21 protein-coding genes are annotated in these 17,118 nt (G+C 52.8%); 13 read left to right on the forward strand and 8 right to left on the reverse strand.

Translation table 11 applies throughout. The features are described from left to right. Positions 1-12: 12 nt before the first annotated feature. The 3 genes from flgD to flgB are packed head-to-tail and all read right to left on the reverse strand — an operon-like array spanning position 13 to position 1,517. Complete coding sequence (gene flgD / locus CRO19_RS01405; protein WP_097094264.1) at positions 13-684, reverse strand: flagellar hook assembly protein FlgD; 672 nt, start codon at positions 682-684, stop codon at positions 13-15. A gap of 12 nt (positions 685-696) precedes the next feature. Then, positions 697-1,101 (reverse strand): flagellar basal body rod protein FlgC, encoded by a 405-nt coding sequence (gene flgC, locus CRO19_RS01410; protein WP_097094265.1) that lies wholly within the window; start codon positions 1,099-1,101, stop codon positions 697-699. Positions 1,102-1,103: 2 nt separating this feature from the next. Beyond that, positions 1,104-1,517, reverse strand: a complete 414-nt coding sequence (flgB, locus tag CRO19_RS01415) for a flagellar basal body rod protein FlgB (protein ID WP_097094266.1) — start codon at positions 1,515-1,517, stop codon at positions 1,104-1,106. A gap of 153 nt (positions 1,518-1,670) precedes the next feature. On the opposite strand from flgB, the gene flgA reads away from it, so the two are divergent. From flgA to flgN, 3 genes are all read left to right on the forward strand, one after another. Beyond that, the gene (flgA, locus tag CRO19_RS01420) at positions 1,671-2,330 is read left to right on the forward strand and encodes a flagellar basal body P-ring formation chaperone FlgA (protein WP_097094267.1); all 660 of its coding nucleotides are present in this window, start codon (positions 1,671-1,673) and stop codon (positions 2,328-2,330) included. 105 nt (positions 2,331-2,435) lie between these two features. After that, complete coding sequence (gene flgM / locus CRO19_RS01425) at positions 2,436-2,741, forward strand: flagellar biosynthesis anti-sigma factor FlgM (protein WP_097094268.1); 306 nt, start codon at positions 2,436-2,438, stop codon at positions 2,739-2,741. A gap of 5 nt (positions 2,742-2,746) precedes the next feature. Continuing rightward, positions 2,747-3,178 (forward strand): flagellar export chaperone FlgN, encoded by a 432-nt coding sequence (gene flgN, locus CRO19_RS01430; protein ID WP_097094269.1) that lies wholly within the window; start codon positions 2,747-2,749, stop codon positions 3,176-3,178. A 32-nt stretch (positions 3,179-3,210) separates the two neighbouring features. Here flgN and murJ read toward each other — a convergent pair whose 3' ends face one another. The 4 genes from murJ to rimJ form a co-directional block, all read right to left on the reverse strand. Next, on the reverse strand, positions 3,211-4,749 hold the full coding sequence (gene murJ, locus CRO19_RS01435; RefSeq protein WP_097094270.1) for a murein biosynthesis integral membrane protein MurJ: 1,539 nt from the start codon (positions 4,747-4,749) through the stop codon (positions 3,211-3,213). A gap of 121 nt (positions 4,750-4,870) precedes the next feature. Further along, on the reverse strand, positions 4,871-5,791 hold the full coding sequence (locus CRO19_RS01440; protein WP_097094271.1) for a Gfo/Idh/MocA family protein: 921 nt from the start codon (positions 5,789-5,791) through the stop codon (positions 4,871-4,873). 1 nt (position 5,792) lies between these two features. Beyond that, a complete protein-coding gene (locus tag CRO19_RS01445) occupies positions 5,793-6,434 on the reverse strand; it encodes a DUF480 domain-containing protein (RefSeq protein WP_097094272.1) in 642 nt (213 codons plus the stop codon). Positions 6,435-6,449: 15 nt separating this feature from the next. Beyond that, a complete protein-coding gene (gene rimJ, locus CRO19_RS01450) occupies positions 6,450-7,043 on the reverse strand; it encodes a ribosomal protein S5-alanine N-acetyltransferase (protein ID WP_097094273.1) in 594 nt (197 codons plus the stop codon). 245 nt (positions 7,044-7,288) lie between these two features. On the opposite strand from rimJ, the gene mdtH reads away from it, so the two are divergent. From mdtH to CRO19_RS01495, 9 genes are all read left to right on the forward strand, one after another. After that, positions 7,289-8,491, forward strand: coding sequence for a multidrug efflux MFS transporter MdtH (mdtH, locus tag CRO19_RS01455; RefSeq protein ID WP_097094274.1), 1,203 nt, complete (start codon positions 7,289-7,291; stop codon positions 8,489-8,491). Positions 8,492-8,627: 136 nt separating this feature from the next. Then, positions 8,628-9,191, forward strand: a complete 564-nt coding sequence (locus tag CRO19_RS01460) for a lipoprotein (protein WP_097094275.1) — start codon at positions 8,628-8,630, stop codon at positions 9,189-9,191. Between the two features lie 134 nt (positions 9,192-9,325). Then, positions 9,326-10,372: a dihydroorotase gene (gene pyrC, locus CRO19_RS01465; RefSeq protein WP_097094276.1), complete on the forward strand. Its 1,047-nt coding sequence runs from the start codon at positions 9,326-9,328 to the stop codon at positions 10,370-10,372. Positions 10,373-10,440: 68 nt separating this feature from the next. Continuing rightward, entirely contained in the window at positions 10,441-10,686 is a 246-nt protein-coding gene (dinI, locus tag CRO19_RS01470) for a DNA damage-inducible protein I (RefSeq protein WP_097094277.1), read from the forward strand. Between the two features lie 143 nt (positions 10,687-10,829). Next, positions 10,830-11,099: a hypothetical protein gene (locus tag CRO19_RS01475; protein ID WP_097094278.1), complete on the forward strand. Its 270-nt coding sequence runs from the start codon at positions 10,830-10,832 to the stop codon at positions 11,097-11,099. Positions 11,100-11,379: 280 nt separating this feature from the next. After that, complete coding sequence (gene bssS, locus CRO19_RS01480; RefSeq protein WP_097094279.1) at positions 11,380-11,634, forward strand: biofilm formation regulator BssS; 255 nt, start codon at positions 11,380-11,382, stop codon at positions 11,632-11,634. A gap of 106 nt (positions 11,635-11,740) precedes the next feature. Then, positions 11,741-12,856: an N-methyl-L-tryptophan oxidase gene (gene solA, locus CRO19_RS01485; protein ID WP_097094280.1), complete on the forward strand. Its 1,116-nt coding sequence runs from the start codon at positions 11,741-11,743 to the stop codon at positions 12,854-12,856. Between the two features lie 282 nt (positions 12,857-13,138). Then, on the forward strand, positions 13,139-13,714 hold the full coding sequence (locus CRO19_RS01490; RefSeq protein ID WP_176519186.1) for a cytochrome b: 576 nt from the start codon (positions 13,139-13,141) through the stop codon (positions 13,712-13,714). A 1-nt stretch (position 13,715) separates the two neighbouring features. Then, positions 13,716-14,291 (forward strand): YceI family protein, encoded by a 576-nt coding sequence (locus CRO19_RS01495; RefSeq protein WP_097094282.1) that lies wholly within the window; start codon positions 13,716-13,718, stop codon positions 14,289-14,291. 35 nt (positions 14,292-14,326) lie between these two features. Here CRO19_RS01495 and trhO read toward each other — a convergent pair whose 3' ends face one another. Beyond that, positions 14,327-15,382: an oxygen-dependent tRNA uridine(34) hydroxylase TrhO gene (gene trhO / locus CRO19_RS01500; protein ID WP_097094283.1), complete on the reverse strand. Its 1,056-nt coding sequence runs from the start codon at positions 15,380-15,382 to the stop codon at positions 14,327-14,329. Positions 15,383-15,648: 266 nt separating this feature from the next. Here trhO and CRO19_RS01510 point away from each other — a divergent pair, with 266 nt between their 5' ends. Next, the gene (locus tag CRO19_RS01510; protein ID WP_097094285.1) at positions 15,649-16,572 is read left to right on the forward strand and encodes a Kdo(2)-lipid IV(A) acyltransferase; all 924 of its coding nucleotides are present in this window, start codon (positions 15,649-15,651) and stop codon (positions 16,570-16,572) included. Positions 16,573-17,118: the final 546 nt, after the last annotated feature.

Here is a 17,118-nt window from a genome sequence, read left to right on the forward strand (position 1 = left end):
CTAAAAGGTTAATCAGAGAATCTGACGAATTTCATCGAGGGTCGCGGAGCCCATGGTGCCGAGATCCAGTTTCGTGGTGTTATCGGTGGTGCTGACGCCATTGACATAGGCATAGTTCAGCGGCTGCGCCACCAGTTGGGTGCTGCCATTGCTGGCGGCGAGTGATACAGAATATTTGCCATCTGCGGCGGTCGAGCCATCATCCAGTTTGCCGTCCCACGAGAAGGTGTGAACGCCTGCACTCAGCTTGCCGAGATCGATGGTACGCACGGTGGTGCCATTGCTGTCTTTAATCGTGACGCTGGTGGCGGTGGAAGCTGTTGCCAGCTCAACGCCAAACGGTGTGGTCGTACCGCTGCCCACCAACACCTGCGAACCGTTGATCATCACGCCATGCCCAATCAGTGTGGAACTCTGCAGCGACTGACTGGTGGTGATTTGACCGGAAATCGACCCTAACGTGGTGTTCAGTTTCTCAATTCCGCTTAGGGTGTTGATCTGCGCCAACTGCGTTGTGAGCTGGCTGTTATCCATTGGATTGGTGGGATCCTGATTTTTCAGCTGCGCCACCAGCATATTCAGAAACTGATTCTGCAAGTCCGCCGAGGTGTTACCACTCGACGCGCTGCTGGACGTCAGTACCGTGGGGTCCAGGTTGTCTTTAATCCCTACTGCTACGCTCATAATCGTTCTCCGTTACTGACCCATGGTGAGGGTTTTCATCATCATTGACTTCACCGTGTTCAGCACTTCGACGTTGGCCTGATAGCTGCGCGACGCAGACATGGTGTTAACGGTTTCGGCGACCACATCAACGTTAGGCATTTTGACGTAGCCCTTCTGATCGGCCATCGGATTGCCTGGGTCATACACCAGTTTGGCCGGGGTGGGATCGTTAACCACGCCAGCCACTTTGACGCCGCCAGTGGCTGCGCCCTGTGCGGCATCGGTCTGGAAAATCACCTGCTTTGCGATATAAGGCTGGCCATCAGGACCGGTTACGCTATCGGCGTTGGCCAGGTTACTGGCGCTGACGTTGAGGCGCTGCGATTGCGCTGTCATCGCCGAGCCGGCGATATCAAAAATATTCAGCAATGCCATGCTTATTGCCCCTGCAGAACGTTCATCATGCCTTTGATCTGGCTACTGATGAGGGTGAGATCGGTTTGGTATTTCAGGCTGTTATCAGCAAACTGCGTACGCTCGCGATCCATATCCACGGTGTTGCCATCCGCGGCGGGTTGATCGGGAATGCGGTACATCAGATCCAGCGATGGCTGAGAATTGGTTTGCGCTTCAATGTGGCGTGAGGACGTCACCTTCAGCGCCAGACTGCTGCCTTCCGCGCGACCGTTTTGCATCACCTTGCTCAGCTGGCTGGCAAAGTCGATATCCCGCGCCTGGTAACCCGGGGTATCGGCGTTGGCAATGTTTGACGCCAGGATCTCCTGACGCTGAGCACGTAGGTTTAACGCTTCTGTACCAAATCGCAGCGCGGCATCGAGTTTGTCGAGCATGCTTCCTCCGCGAATGAGAATTTCGAGCTGACAGCTTAAGTGGACAAAAGCAAGGGTGATCGTCTGAATAGCAGCAAAAATGACGGCTATTTTTGACATTGATTTTTTTGCGCGAGGCGTAGACTCAGTGCCATCTTCTCGTCAGGAGGCGTTATGCGCAGATATTCCACCTTGCTCACCACACTTTGGCTGGCACTGGCGCTACCCAGTCACGCGGCGGATCTTAATGCTCAGTTGACACAATTTTTTAAAGCCCGCGATCCGCAACATGCCGCGGGAATGAGCGTGGTGGTGCGCACGCCGCCGTCACAGTGGCCCACCTGCGATACCCCCGAATTACAGCTCCCGGGCAATAGCCGCCAGTGGGGCAACATCAGCATTGCGGCCAACTGCGATCAAAATCGTCGTTTCTTGCAGGTACAGGTGCAGGTCACTGGACAATATTTAGTCGCTAGTCGTCAGGTGGCGCGTGGCAGCACACTCAGCCCAGATGACTTCAGATTGGAAACCGGTCGCCTCGATGAGCTGCCGGCGCGCGCGCTGATCGACAGTAGCGGCGTAACGGATGCCATTGCCTTACGTGATATTCCGCCGGGACAGGCCGTGACGGCCTCCATGCTGCGCCAGGCATGGCGCGTGAAAGCAGGTCAAAATGTGATGGTAGTCGCCAGTGGAAATGGGTTTAATGCCAGTAGCGAAGGACGTGCGCTGAACAACGCTAGCGCAGCGCAAATGGTGCGTGTGCGTATGGGAAATGGTCAGGTTGTCAGTGGTCGCGTCGACGCGGATGGGAATATTCTGATATCGCTATAAAGCGTTAAAGAACCCTGCTGTTCTGCCGATAGAGATATCAACAAAGACATTACCCTATGCTGACTCAGTTGACTGACCCCCAACTGACCTTACAGGAGCCACACAATGAGCATCGACAGAACGCAACCTTTGAACCCGGTTAGCACTGTACAGACACGCGATACCAACGATAACAGCGGGAAAGTGCGCCAAAGCACCACGCCAACCGCCAGCACCACCAGCGAAAGCGGCGCGGCAGTGAAGTTGAGTACTGCGCAGGCGCAGCTGATGCAGCCCGGCAGCCAGGACATTAATACAGCGCGCGTTGAGCAGCTGAAAACGGCCATTCGTAATGGCGAACTGAAAATGGATACCGGTAAGATCGCCGACGCGCTGATCGCCGATACCAAGGCGTATTTAGAGGGTAACTGATCCCAATGGACAATCTGCTGATCACCTTAGACAAAATGCAGGATGTGCTGGCGTCACTCGCCGTAGTAATGGATGAAGAACAACAGCAACTTTCTGCCGGTCAGGTTAATGGCAACATGCTACAGCGCATCTCTGAAGACAAAAGTGCGTTGCTGACCACGTTGAATTATCTGGACGAAATGCGCCGCACCACCGAGAAAAGTCTCGGCACGCAGGCGCCCTATGGTGATCACAGCGATCGCGAAAGTCGCTGGATGCGCATTCAGCAGCATACACGCCGCCTGCGCGATACCAATATGCATAATGGGATTCTGCTGCAGCATCAGATTGGCTTCACAAATGAAGCATTGGCCGTGTTACGCCCGCATCAAACCCAGGCATTTTACGGCCCCGATGGCTTAGGCAAGGGTCAAGCGACGTTGAGTCGTAAAGGGTAATCAATAAAAAATCCCGCCGCGGCGGGATTTTTTTATGCCATCGTACGGCGGGCGAAATCGCGAGGACGGAAGCCAAGCAGCCCGAGCATGACGAAATAGGCCCCGCCGCCGATGCCGCACACTGCCGCCAGGCGAAGCAGCCGCCACCACATTTGCCCCTCTTCCCATGACGGCATCACCTGCAAAATGCCCAGCAGCGCTGCGGCCATTACCACCACCGCAATCAGCAAACGCGTCAGGAAACTGAACCAGCCAGGCTGCGGCTGGAAGATATCCTGCTTTCGCAGCTGCCAGTAAAGCAGCGCGGCATTCAGGCAAGCGGCCAGACCGATCGACAAGGATAAACCGGCGTGTTTCAGCGGTCCGATAAACGCCAGGTTCATCAACTGTGTGATAATCAGCGTCACAATAGCAATTTTCACCGGCGTTTTGATGTCCTGACGTGAGTAGAATCCCGGCGCCAGCACTTTCACCACAATTAGCCCCATCAACCCCACCGAATAAGCAATTAACGCGCGCTGCGTCATCAAGGCATCAAAGGCGGTAAATTTCCCGTACTGGAACAGCGCCACGGTGAGCGGACCGGACAAAATCCCCAAGGCCACCGCGCTTGGCAGGGCCAGCAGGAAACAAAGACGTAAGCCCCAATCCATCAGGCGTGAATACTCTTCCTGATTGCCGCTGGCGAAACTCTTCGCCAGCGAGGGCAACAGAATAGTGCCCAGCGCCACGCCTAAAACGCCAGACGGAAACTCCATCAGGCGATCGGCGTAATACATCCATGAAACCGACCCCGATACCAAAAAGGAGGCAAAAATGGTGTTGATGATCAGTGAAATCTGGCTGACCGACACGCCAAGAATCGCCGGGCCCATTTGGCGCATCACGCGCCAGACGCCGGCATCGCGCAAGTTAAGGCGCGGCAATACCAACATGCCAATCTTCTTCAGGTGCGGCAGCTGATAGAACAGCTGCAGCACCCCACCCGCCACTACCGCCCAGGCCAGCGCCATCACCGGTGGATGAAAGTGCGGTGCCGCGAAAACCGCAAATCCGATCATGCTGATGTTCAGCAGCGTCGGTGCAAATGCGGGCACTGAAAAACGGTTCCAGGTATTAAGAATCGCACCCGCCAGCGACGCCAGCGAGATCAGCAGAATATAAGGAAAGGTCACACGCAACAGCGCGCTGGTTAAGGCGAATTTATCCGGCGTATCGGCAAAGCCCGGTGCGGTTACCACAATCACCCAAGGCGCGGCGATCATGCCTAGCACGGTGACCACCGCCAGCACCAGCGTTAATAAGCCGGAGACATAGGCAACAAACACGCGCGTAGCATCTTCGCCCTGCTTACTTTTATATTCTGCAAGGATTGGCACAAAGGCCTGGGAAAACGCGCCTTCGGCAAAAATGCGGCGTAATAGGTTAGGCAGCTTGAAGGCAACGAAGAAGGCATCGGTTGCCATCCCCGCACCGAACACACGCGCCACAATGGCATCGCGGGCAAAGCCCAGCACGCGGGAAAACAGGGTCATCGAACTGACCGCAGCCAGCGATTTCAACAAATTCATTTTGAGTGGCGCATCCTGAAAAGTGTCGGATAAATGAGCGACTTAGCGCGGACATCCCGTGATGTCCGGCGATAGTCTACTGCCGCGGCGGGAAATGACCAGCATTGAGTGTTACAAGGGATTATTCCTGTTCGGCATCACGCCACAGTTTTTCCACCAGACGCTGCGCCGCCAGTGCTTGTTCACCGCTGGTTTCAGGCATCGTCTGATTTTCTACACACTGAATGAAATAGTGTGCCGCGCCGCTGAAACCGCGCTGGGTAAGATGGCTTTGCCAGGCGGGCGGCACATCACGCACGATTCCACTGCGGTTCTCCTGCTGCCAGTCACGCATCTCATTAATTTCAATGTAATCGCCATCGCAAATAGCACTGACCACCTCGCGCTGCGTGCCGGCACGACGATGCATACTGGTGGTGATTTGTAGCGATCCGGCGGAGAAGTGGTGCTCGGCATACAGCATGGCACCGTCCTCGTTGGTCTCGATATGTCCCAACTCTCGCTTCAGGTTACCCCCAGCCAGCCACAATGCGGTATCGACCACGTGCAGATAGTCGTCGAGCAGAGTAAAACGCAGATCGTGTGGGCCAACGCTGTCTGCCCGATGCTTCTCAATGCGCAGTGAGGCAGCGCGCGCCATCTCATCTTTTAGCTGCTGATAGCGCGGTGCAAAGCGGCGATTGAACGCCACCATCAGCTTGCGTTTATGTTTGTCCGCCAGCGCCACCAGCGCTTCCGCCTGCTGCAGCGTTTCCGCTAACGGTTTATCGACGCACACGTCCTTGCCAGCCAGCAAGAGTGCTTTGACGACATCGTAATGGCTCGCGGTGCTGCTGTGTACAAACACCGCATCGCTGGCCGCGGCGAGGGCATCGAGTTGGCCAAAGTAAGGCATACGATAGCTGTCGCAGATCGGTTGTGCCTTCGCCTGATTGGGAGAAAAAGCCCCGGCCAGCTGCCAGCTACTCGCCTGTGACAGCACCGGCAGCCACGCTTTTTGTGCGATGCCGCCTAACCCAACAATGCCAATGCGCAGCGTCATATTAGTTCTCCTTTTGCAGCAGCTGTTCGAGCTGCAACTGCAACTTAGCAACCGTTTCTTCCAGCTGCGCCACGCGCGCCACAAGATCGTCATTGTCCAAAACGCTGTCGGCGGTAGCGCGCTCATCCACCACCTCGCCGCCGAACAGGTGCATATAACGGCTTTCGCGTTTGCCAGGCTCACGCGCTAAACGCACCACCATCGGGCCGTCTTCCCGCGTGCTCAACTGATTCAGCGTCTGCTCTACTTCGTTCATATCGCTGAACTCATGCAGACGGCCGCTGCGTGTGCGCAGCTCACCTGGCGTCTGGGCGCCGCGCAGAAACAGCAGCGTCAACACCGCCACTTCCGCACGACTCAGTTGCAGATTACCGAAGGCCGAGTTGCAGAAGCGCTGCTCATACTTACTCACGCGCTGCCCAAAGCCATTATTAGCCGTCACCAGATGCTTTTTCACCAGCTCATCAAGCTGTGCCTGCACTTCCATTTCGCTGAGGTTAAGCACCGGTTCACGGTTAGATTTTTGATTGCAGGCGGTCACGACGCCATTCAGCGAGAGCGGATATTGATCCGGTGTAGTGACCTGCTTCTCCAGCAGGCAACCAATCACGCGCAACGCCTGCGCGGATAAGGCCATTTTCATTGGGTTAATCCTTGTTTATTGTCCACGGCGATCCGGGGTCCACTCCCGGTAGGTCAGTGCGGTCAACACGTGATCCTGCCAGCGCCCATCAATTAGCAGGTAATCTTTGGCATAGCCCTCTTTTTCAAATCCCAGCCGCGCCAGCAGATCGCCGCTGCGTTGATTATGCGGCATATAATTGGCCATGATGCGATGGATGCGTTGCTGCCGCTGCATATAACGAATGGTGGTGCTGAGCGCTTCATACATCAGGCCCTGGCCCTGCCATTTCTCTCCTAGCGAATAGCCAAGGTAGCAAGCGTGGAACGAACCGCGCAGCACATTGCTGTAGTTAGCCACGCCACGCACTTCGCGCTCTTCTGGGTCCATCAGCACAAAATAGTAGGCTGAGCCCTGTTTATGCATGTCGGCGATAAGCCCAAGGCGGGCCTGCCAACCCGAAGGATAGCAATGGCTCTCGTCGCGCACCGGCTCCCAGGGCTTAAGAAACGCGCGATTTTCAGCGTAATAATCCGCCAATCGCCAGGCATCGCGTTCGTGTACTAAACGGACCACTAAGCGATCGGTAGTGAGGCTCACGCGTGGGCCAGCAGAACGATAGCCAAACATCATGACTCCTGAAATCCATAACTTAAGAAAGATGTACGCCAGCGGCGATACTTCTCACTATAACCGTCGCCCCGCCTGCGGTAAAACCCCGCAACGCGTTCCAGGAGATTCATCCTGATTTAGGATTAATATTTCTGCGGATTCGATGAAAAAATATCATCCTCAGAAACCTGTTTTTAACCCTTCAGCAGGCGGAATATAGACCAATTGGTCTCTTCTCTGCTTCTATTTGCTTAGGAATTAGCATGTCTCGGGTTGCGCGGGCACGACGCCTCGGTAAAACATTTCTTTTAGTGGATAACATGTTGGTCGTGATGGGTTTTTTTGTGGTATTTCCCCTCATCTCCATACATTTTGTCGAACAGCTTGGCTGGGCAGCGCTGATGGTGGGTATTGCGCTCGGCTTACGTCAGTTTGTTCAGCAGGGGTTCGGCATATTCGGCGGAGCCATTGCTGATCGGTTTGGCGCGCGTCCGCTGATCGTCACGGGCATGTTGATGCGTGCGGCGGGCTTTGCCTGCATGGCACTGGCTCATGAGCCCTGGCTGTTGTGGCTGGCCTGTTTACTTTCCGGTCTGGGGGGAACGCTCTTCGATCCACCGCGCAGTGCGCTGGTAATGAAGCTAGTGCGTGCGCGTGAACGCGGTCGTTTCTTCTCATTGCTGATGATGCAGGACAGCGCCGGCGCGGTACTTGGCGCGTTAATCGGGAGCTGGTTGCTGGCGTGGGATTTCCGTTTAGTCTGCTGGGTTGGCGCGGGCGTGTTTGTCTGTACCGCCCTGTTTAACGCGATTTGGCTGCCGGCCTGGCGTATTTCGACCGAACGCATCGCAATGCGGGCGGGCATGCAGCGCGTCTGGCAGGACAAACGTTTCCGCCTGTATGTTCTTACGCTGACAGGCTATTACATCCTTGCCGTGCAGGTGATGCTGATGCTGCCGGTGATGGTGAATCAGGTCGCGGGTGCGCCGGCGGCGGTGAAGTGGATGTATGCCATTGAGGCGCTGTTGTCATTGAGCTTACTCTATCCGCTGGCGCGCTGGAGCGAGAAGCGCTTCCGCCTGGAAACCCGACTAATGGCGGGTTTATGCCTGATGACCTTCAGCCTGCTACCGGTGGGCTTGACCGATTCATTGCCGTCATTGTTTATGCTGATTGCCCTCTTTTATCTCGGCTCGATCATTGCCGAACCGGCACGTGAAACGCTCAGCGCTTCGCTGGCCAGCGCGCGCGCGCGCGGTAGCTATATGGGCTTTAGCCGCCTTGGCCTCGCCATTGGTGGTCTGATTGGCTACTCCGGCGGCGGCTGGATGTTCGACATGGGACAACAATGGGGATTGCCAGAGCTGCCGTGGATGTTGCTCAGCAGTATCGGCATGATCACCCTGTTTGCACTTTGGTGGCAATTTCAGCCCCGCCAGGTGGCACCGGCAATTTTCAGCAGTTAGTTTGCCCCCGTAACCGATCTCCTCTATCGCTGCAAGAGAAGCGCTACGGCGCTTCTCATCTCTCTCCTGGTGACACGGCTCGCTGAATCAGGCAGGCTAACGCCTGTTTTGCCGTATCGATCAGGATGAGGACAATATGAAAAAGGCGTTTTCCGGGCTGCTGGCCCTCTTTTTGGCCGTGCTTCTCAGTGGCTGTAATCAATTGACGCAATACACCATCAGCGAACAGGAAGTGAATCAGGCGCTGCAAAAGCGTAATAACTTCGAAAAAGACATTGGCGTTTCCGGATTGGTAAACGCACACATCGTGCTGAGCGATCTGAGCAGTCAGATTGGCCGTGAAGAGCCCGGTAAAATTACGCTCTCCGGCAAAGCCAATATCAATGTCAGCTCGCTGTTTGGTCCGCAACAGGCAGAAATGCAGCTGAAAATGAAGGCGCAGCCGGTGTATAACGCACAAGAAGGCGCAATTTATCTGCATGACATGGAGATTGTTGATGCGCAGGTGCAGCCAGAGAAAATGGCGTCGATTATGAAAACGCTCACGCCCTACCTCAATGAGTCTCTAAAGCGCTACTTTAACGAGAAGCCGGCCTATGTGCTGAGCGAAGACCGCAGCAAAACGGAAGCGCTGGCGAAAAAACTGGCGAAAGGTATTGAAGTCAAACCCGGCGAATTGGTGATTCCGTTTACCCATTGAGTCGCACAACCGCACCTTAGGGTGCGGTTTTTGTTTGTCACAATAAAATCCCGTGCAAACGGTTGCCTACATCCTTATGATTACTCCCCGGCCTAAACGCGCCTCTTCGTTTTCTTCTCTGCCGGAGTCTTTGAATGACAGCCCAACCTCAGCAAATTACCCTTCGCCGTCCTGACGATTGGCACATCCATCTGCGCGATGGCGCGATGCTTAACGCCGTGCTGCCTTATACCAGCGCGGTGAATGGTCGAGCTATCGTTATGCCAAATCTGGTTCCACCGGTCATTAGCGTGGCGGCGGCCGTTGCCTATCGCGAACGTATTCTGGCGGCGCTACCTGCTGAGCACGCATTTACTCCGCTAATGACCTGCTATCTTACAGATTCGCTCGATCCTGATGAGATTGAACGCGGTTTCCATGACGGCACCTTTACCGCCGCCAAACTCTATCCTGCGCACGCCACCACCAACTCGAGTCATGGTGTGACGAACATCGCCTCCATTGCCAACGTGCTGGATCGCATGCAGAAAATTGGCATGCCGATGTTGGTACACGGGGAAGTGACCGATGCGCATATCGATATTTTTGACCGCGAAGCCCGCTTTATCGAAACCGTGCTTGAGCCGCTGCGTCAACAGTTTCCTGCCCTGAAAGTCGTGATGGAACATATCACCACGCAAGAAGCGGCAGAGTATCTGGCCGCAGGCAACGATTTGCTGGGCGCCACCATTACTCCACAGCATCTGATGTTTAACCGTAATCACATGCTGGTAGGCGGCGTCCGCCCGCATCTTTATTGCCTGCCGATTCTCAAGCGCAATATTCATCAGGAGGCGCTACGCAAGCTGGTTGCGAGCGGCAATCGCCGCGTATTCCTCGGTACCGATACCGCGCCTCATCTGCGTCATCTGAAAGAGGCGAGCTGTGGTTGTGCCGGCGTATTTAATGCGCCAACCTCACTGCCTGCGTACGCCACGGTATTTGAGGAGCTGAACGCGCTGGAGCATTTCGAAGCCTTCTGTTCTGAAAACGGTGCGAATTTCTATGGTCTGCCCCTGAACGAAGGGACAATAACGCTGGTACGCGAATCGTGGCAAGTTGAGGAAAGTATCGCGCTGGCGAATGACACGCTGGTGCCCTTCCTTGCGGGCGAGACACTGCACTGGCGCATCAAACAATAAGTAACCGGTACTTGCCTTTGGAATAAATATACTGTACAAATAAACAGTATATTATTCCGGAGGCTTCTATGCGTGTTGAAATTACCGTAGCAAAAACTCAGCCCCTTCCTGCGGGTGCCTTGGATGCGCTCAGCATCGAGCTTGTACGCCGCATTACTCAAGACTTTCCTGATGACGATCACCACGTCAAAGTCCGCTACGCGGGCGGCAATCAGCTCACCGTTTTTGGTGGCTGCAAAGCGTCACGCGATCGCATCACCGATATTCTACAAGAAACCTGGGAAAGCGCTGACGACTGGTTTAATAACGATTAACAGCCACTGTGCCGTTTTTGCCGGGTTTCGCTATCCGGCTTTTTTGTTTTTATTTCCCCCTCGCCAGAAAAACTTCCTGCATCTAGACTCATGCTAAGCAATCCCCTATTCTTGCCTCGTCATGCTTACAGGAGGTGTTTTACATGACTACTGAAAAACCAGAAGAGGCAATGACCTTTGGTGAATTGCTGGCATTCATTGCCGAGCAACAGCGCCGTTTAACGGTATTAGAAAATGCCTTTGCCAGCTTAACGTTTTGTCTTGACGATCGCGCTAATCAGCTGCTGGTACATAATCTGACGCTTGAAGCGCAAAACCAGAACCATGACGCACAGTTACAGCAGCATTTTACCCGGCTGGCCGAAGAGATTCAGAAACGCCATGGCCTGATTCCTGCAGCGCCTGCTGAATAGAGTTGCCGTGCTTTTCGGGCTAAAGTTTTAGCGCATAAACGTCGATAACATCTTTGACGCCCCACCCGTAGATTTCCCATAAAATGCCCTCTTCTGCGGGCATTTTATTATTCGTTAAAATTCGCTTTTTAAATGCGTTTATTTTTGCTGTGTTTAAGTTCGCCATATCTTTTAACTATTGAAGACGCTAATTCATGTTATAATTGTTTCGCTAGTGCACGATACAAGCCGCATTGAACCTCAAGAAGCACTTCGTTTAACGAGTAATACGGAGGTTATAATGGACAGAAATAAAGACGTCATTCAGACTCATCCGTTGGTAGGATGGGACATCAGCACCGTAGACAGCTATGACGCCATGATGATTCGCCTGCACTCGCTCTCCTCGCAGGGTCAGAAAGAAGAAGAAGCTGACGTGGGCCCGACCTACTGGCTGACAACCGATGTGGCCAGACAGTTTATCTCCATACTCGAAGCTGGCATTGCAAAGATAGAATCCACAGAGCAATACCTACGCGACAATCAGAAGCACTAATTTATACTATCGCGTGAAAGGGCACCCAACAGGGTGCCTTTTTCATGGCCGTTATCTTTTGATATGCTGTTGAAAAATTTCGCCCTTTGCCTGGAGTGATGTCGTTATGGTTTATGATCTGATTGTAGTGGGAAGCGGTTCGGTCGGTGCTGCCGCCGGTTTTTACGCGACTCAAGCGGGCTTATCCGTGCTAATGATTGATAGCGCCCACCCACCGCATAATCAGGGCACACACCACGGCGAAACACGTCTAATTCGTCATGCTTACGGCGAAGGTGAGCGTTACGTGCCGCTGGTACTGCGCGCCCAAACATTATGGGATGAGTTGGAACGACAGAGCGGTGAACGCATTATGCATCGCAGCGGCATCCTGAATTTAGCGCCCCACACCTCCTCCTTTATTCAGAATGTGATACAAAGCGCGAAAACCTGGCAGCTGACTGTCGAGATCCTGCAGGCAGAGGAAGTGCGCGCGCGCTGGCCGCAATTTACGGTGCCCGACGGCTACCTCGGCGTATTCGAGCCTCACTCCGGTTTTCTCAAATGCGAGCAAGCGGTACGCAGTTGGGTGCAGCTGGCAGAACAGGCGGGCTGTGCGCAACTGTTTAACTGTCCGGTCACTCATATCGATCGCGATGGCGATCTGCAGCAGGTCACCACCAGCGATGGGATTTTCCGCGCACGCAAATTACTGATCAGTGCGGGTACTTGGGTGAGTCATTTAGTGGCCGACTTACCCGTGGCGCCGGTACGCAAAGTATTTGCCTGGTATCAGGCCGATGGTCGCTACAGCGAGAACAACCAGTTCCCGGGTTTTACGGTTGAGATGAGTGATGGCAGCCACTTCTATGGCTTCCCCGCCGATAACAATGCACTAAAAGTGGGACGTCACGACGGCGGCCAGTTGATGCAAACGCCTGAAGATCGTAAGCCCTTTGGCAGCATCGCGGTGGATGGTAATGAATCCTTTACCTTCCTGCGCAAGTTTTTACCGGGCGTGGGCGTCTGTTTGCATGGCGAAGCGTGTAGCTATGACAATACGCCGGATGAAGATTTCATTATTGATACACTGCCGGGTGAACCAAATCGTCTTATCATCACCGGCTTAAGTGGACATGGTTTCAAATTTGCCAGCGTGCTCGGTGAACTCGCCAGTGAGTTTGCCCAGGAAAAACCCTTCTCTTTCGATATCAAGCCCTTCTCACTTGACCGTTTTAATTAATGCCATCGAGCCAACGCGGACATTGCGTTGGCTCTCTTGAAGGAAACTGACATTACCTTACGCGCATTGACCTTTTGTGCCGCATAAGAACACGTATTCGTGCATGACTTAACCGCTACTCTAACATTATGTTCTCGCCCTTCAATTATCCTGATTAACTTCTCAATATTCCCTCATATAATCCGAATATTATTTTCAATATTATAGAAAAGTAAGGGTAATTGATTTTACATTTCAAAATGTAGATGCTCATTACCACTTATTTCATCCTGCTGGATAATTATTATGTGGCGCAATTCCACACAGCATTTCGGTATGGTTTCGATTTTATTGCACTGGCTAATGGCGCTGGCTATCTACGGCATGTTTGCGCTGGGCCTGTGGATGGTCGGATTAGGCTATTACGACAGCTGGTATCACGATGCACCAGAAATACACAAGGGCATCGGCCTTCTGCTGTTTGCTGCGCTACTCGCGCGCATCGGCTGGCGTTTTCTTTCGCCACCTCCTAAGCCGCTGCAGAGTGACTCCCTCTCAGTTCGTCGCGCCGCACGCGTTGCACATGGCTTGTTGTACGGATTGCTGCTGGTGATGCTGTTGAGTGGTTACCTCATCTCTACCGCAGAGGGTAAACCCATCTCCGTATTCGGCTGGTTCGATGTGCCCGCCCTCTTCAGCGGTGCCGCTCAGCAGGCCGACCTTGCCGGCGATATTCATCTTTGGATGGCCTGGAGCCTGATTTTACTTTCAGCACTACATGCGTTGGCAGCCTTAAAACACCATTTCATCGACCGTGATGTGACATTGAAAAGGATGTTGAGTTACCGCATCCCGTTAACCTCTGAAAAGGAAAAGTAGCATGTTAAAAAAGACATTATTTGCAGTAGCGGCGGCGGGATTACTAAGCGTCAGCCTGACGGCCAGCGCTGCGGACTACAAGTTTGATAAGGAAGGCCAGCATGCATTTGTCCAGTTCCGTATTCAGCATTTGGGTTACAGCTGGTTATATGGCACTTTCAAAGACTTTGACGGCAGCTTCACCTTTGATGAAGCCAATCCGTCGGCGGACAAGGTCAACGTTACGATTAATACCAATAGTCTCGATACCAATCATGCGGAACGCGATAAGCACCTGCGCAGCGCGGATTTCCTCAATACCGGCAAGTTCCCGCAGGCCACCTTTACTTCCACCAGCGTGAAGAAAGAGGGCAAAGAATACAAAGTTACCGGCGACCTGACGCTTAATGGCGTCACTAAACCGGTGACTTTGGAGGCAAAACTGATTGGTGAAGGCAAAGATCCGTGGGGCGGCTATCGCGCAGGATTTGAAGCCAGCGGGGAGATTGTGCTGAAAGAGTTTAACATCAGCAAAGATCTTGGCCCGGCAGCGCAGAAAGCGGAATTGATTATTTCAGTTGAAGGCGTGCGCCAGTAAGAAATGCAGCCTGAATCCTTCAGGCTGCAGTCAGATTACTTTTTATCGGGTGCCGGAATCGCCATTGTCATGTTCAGCAAACCACGCGATTTGTTGAACACTTTGTTACCGTTCTCGCGACCCGCACGGCGTGCGCGCTGCTCTTCAGGCGAAAGCATTGACTCTTCCATGCAGATTGGACTGCAGCAGTTTTTATACTTTTCCGCGCAGCTTGGGCACTGGATAAACAGCAGATGGCAGCCATCATTCACGCAGTTGGTGTGGCTGTCGCAAGGCGCACCGCACTGGTGGCAGCTGGAAAGAATATCGTCAGAGATCCTTTCGCCCATGCGCTCATCGAAGACAAAATTTTTGCCCTTGAAGCGCACCGGTAAACCCTGCTCACGCGCGCGGCGCGTGTACTCAATAATGCCGCCTTCAATATGATAAACATCATTGAAGCCGTTATGTTTCATCCAGGCGCTGGCCTTTTCGCAACGAATGCCGCCGGTGCAATACATGACGATCTTCTTATCTTTGCGATCCTGCAACATATCCACCGCCATCGGCAGCTGATCGCGGAAGGTATCCGCCGGGACTTCCATGGCGTTATCGAAGCGGCCCACTTCATATTCGTAGTGGTTACGCATATCCACAAATAGCGCATCTGGATCATCAAGCATCGCATTGACGTCAGCCGCTTTCAGGTAAGCACCGACATCGCTGGCATCAAAACTGGCGTCTTCAATGCCGTCCGCAACGATGCGCTCACGTACTTTCAAACGCAGTACCCAAAAGGATTTGCCATCATCATCCAACGCAATATTCATGCGCAGATTATTCAGCGCTGCGTCGAAAGCATACAACGTCGCCTTCATTTGTTCATAACGGCTGGCGGGCACGCTAATCTGTGCGTTGATGCCTTCGTGCGCCACGTAGACGCGACCAAACACCTTGAGTTTGGTTAACTCAACGTAAAGAGCATCACGGAACGCTTTGGGGTCGGCAATCTGGAAATATTTATAAAAAGAGACTGTGGTACGTGGTTCGGTTTCCGCCAACATACGTTCCTTCAGCTCTTTATTGGAAACAAGGTTATGTAACACTGGCATGGTGTTCGTCCTGTTAGCAATCAGAGAAATTTAGCGCGCGTATCATACCCGAATTCAGCATGATTCGAAACGTTGGCGAGAAAAGCCTGACGGCGTGCAAAATGCACGCTTTTATGCGCTGCAATTGCATTTTCGTGCGTATACCTGCTGTCGGATTTGGATCCGCCATCTATGCTTGATTTCAGCCAGGAGGAAAAAATGGCATAATCACACCCAATTACAGAAACCGGACTCTCTGGCATCAGACGCAGGATACTGACATTTCCATGACTCAACTTCCCCAACTCACCCGTGAACTCCTTCATCCTCGCTATTGGCCGACATGGATCGGCATTGGTTTTCTCTATGTGCTGGTGCTGCTGCCCTATCCCGTGCTGCATGCTATCGGCTGCGGACTTGGGCGTATTGCGATGCGCTTCATGAAGCGCCGCGTAGAAGTGGCGCAGCGCAATCTGGAAGTCTGTTTTCCCGCGATGCCAACAAATGAACGCCAGGCCATGGTGAAACACAATTTTGAATCGGTGGGCATGGGCCTCATTGAAACCGGCATGGCTTGGTTCTGGCCGGACTGGCGCATCCGTAAATGGGTTGCTACCAGCGGCTTAGAGCATGTTAGTCATGCGCTGGCAGAGAAACGCGGCATTCTTCTGATTGGTATGCACTTTCTGACGCTTGAACTGGGCGCGCGCGTGTTCGGTATGCACAATCCAGGCATTGGCGTGTATCGTCCTAACGACAACAAATTGCTCGACTGGCTGCAAACCTGGGGCCGTATGCGTTCCAACAAAAGTATGCTAGACCGTAAAGATCTGAAGGGCATGATCCGCGCGATGAAGAATAACGACATTATCTGGTATGCACCGGATCATGATTACGGCCCACGCAGCAGCGTATTTGCGCCGTTCTTTGCCGTGCCGGATGCCGCCACCACCAGCGGTACGCACATGCTGATTCGCCTGGCTAATCCGAGTGTTGTACCGTTTCTGGCACGACGTCTGCCCAATGGCCGTGGCTATGAGCTGAAAATGATGCCGGATATCCGCGATAAATTCTCGCTGGAATCAGAACTCGACACTGCAACGGTAATGAATAAAGTGGTGGAAGAGACCGTTCTGCTCGCACCAGAGCAATATATGTGGCTACATCGCCGCTTTAAAACCCGCCCTGAAGGGCAGCCATCCATTTATTAATTGTGATGAGGCACACGGGGTGCCTCATCAATTCCCGCTGTGATTTGGCTTATCTTGAGACATCATTTGGCTATTTTAGCTTCCTTCCAGACCAGCCTGAACTTAGCCTGATAGTTTGGTTAGTACCACTTTTAAGCGAGTTTTTTTCATTGCGGCCACGCGTTTTAGGTTAAATATTAACCTTTACAGGCGAGGCGTGAACAAAACGGTTCGCTAGTGCTTGATTCCCGATTTTAATCCTCATTAACATTTATGGGTAAGAATGTATCTCATCGGATCTGATTACTATCATTTCCAGGGCTAATCCTATTTAATATTTGCAAACTCTTCTACCACTCTAATCAATGTAATAAAATTAACTTAATAAACAAGGCATTGTCTGATTAAAATCATCTATATTCCATTTTATTCAATTATCATAGACCCTTATATCATTATGGAATTTGTTCCCTATAATAAATCCAGTTAGTTTCGACAGTGTCAGCTATTTTAATAAGTTCAATTTTGAAAAAAATATAAAAAGATTACACACAGCAAATATATCTC

This window comes from Candidatus Pantoea floridensis (assembly GCF_900215435.1).
In the GTDB taxonomy this organism is placed as follows: Bacteria; Pseudomonadota; Gammaproteobacteria; order Enterobacterales; family Enterobacteriaceae; genus Pantoea; species Pantoea floridensis.

Excerpts from the sequence above, each read along its gene's own strand:
- flgD (WP_097094264.1), bottom strand. The coding sequence starts at position 684 with ATGAGCGTAGCAGTAGGGATTAAAGACAACCTGGACCCCACGGTACTG.
- trhO (WP_097094283.1), bottom strand. The coding sequence starts at position 15,382 with ATGCCAGTGTTACATAACCTTGTTTCCAATAAAGAGCTGAAGGAACGT.
- bssS (WP_097094279.1), top strand. The coding sequence starts at position 11,380 with ATGGACAGAAATAAAGACGTCATTCAGACTCATCCGTTGGTAGGATGG.
- CRO19_RS01495 (WP_097094282.1), top strand. The coding sequence starts at position 13,716 with ATGTTAAAAAAGACATTATTTGCAGTAGCGGCGGCGGGATTACTAAGC.
- pyrC (WP_097094276.1), top strand. The coding sequence starts at position 9,326 with ATGACAGCCCAACCTCAGCAAATTACCCTTCGCCGTCCTGACGATTGG.
- mdtH (WP_097094274.1), top strand. The coding sequence starts at position 7,289 with ATGTCTCGGGTTGCGCGGGCACGACGCCTCGGTAAAACATTTCTTTTA.
- dinI (WP_097094277.1), top strand. The coding sequence starts at position 10,441 with ATGCGTGTTGAAATTACCGTAGCAAAAACTCAGCCCCTTCCTGCGGGT.
- CRO19_RS01445 (WP_097094272.1), bottom strand. The coding sequence starts at position 6,434 with ATGAAAATGGCCTTATCCGCGCAGGCGTTGCGCGTGATTGGTTGCCTG.
- flgM (WP_097094268.1), top strand. The coding sequence starts at position 2,436 with ATGAGCATCGACAGAACGCAACCTTTGAACCCGGTTAGCACTGTACAG.
- CRO19_RS01460 (WP_097094275.1), top strand. The coding sequence starts at position 8,628 with ATGAAAAAGGCGTTTTCCGGGCTGCTGGCCCTCTTTTTGGCCGTGCTT.
- CRO19_RS01440 (WP_097094271.1), bottom strand. The coding sequence starts at position 5,791 with ATGACGCTGCGCATTGGCATTGTTGGGTTAGGCGGCATCGCACAAAAA.
- murJ (WP_097094270.1), bottom strand. The coding sequence starts at position 4,749 with ATGAATTTGTTGAAATCGCTGGCTGCGGTCAGTTCGATGACCCTGTTT.
- solA (WP_097094280.1), top strand. The coding sequence starts at position 11,741 with ATGGTTTATGATCTGATTGTAGTGGGAAGCGGTTCGGTCGGTGCTGCC.
- flgN (WP_097094269.1), top strand. The coding sequence starts at position 2,747 with ATGGACAATCTGCTGATCACCTTAGACAAAATGCAGGATGTGCTGGCG.
- rimJ (WP_097094273.1), bottom strand. The coding sequence starts at position 7,043 with ATGTTTGGCTATCGTTCTGCTGGCCCACGCGTGAGCCTCACTACCGAT.
- flgB (WP_097094266.1), bottom strand. The coding sequence starts at position 1,517 with ATGCTCGACAAACTCGATGCCGCGCTGCGATTTGGTACAGAAGCGTTA.
- flgC (WP_097094265.1), bottom strand. The coding sequence starts at position 1,101 with ATGGCATTGCTGAATATTTTTGATATCGCCGGCTCGGCGATGACAGCG.
- CRO19_RS01475 (WP_097094278.1), top strand. The coding sequence starts at position 10,830 with ATGACTACTGAAAAACCAGAAGAGGCAATGACCTTTGGTGAATTGCTG.
- CRO19_RS01510 (WP_097094285.1), top strand. The coding sequence starts at position 15,649 with ATGACTCAACTTCCCCAACTCACCCGTGAACTCCTTCATCCTCGCTAT.
- flgA (WP_097094267.1), top strand. The coding sequence starts at position 1,671 with ATGCGCAGATATTCCACCTTGCTCACCACACTTTGGCTGGCACTGGCG.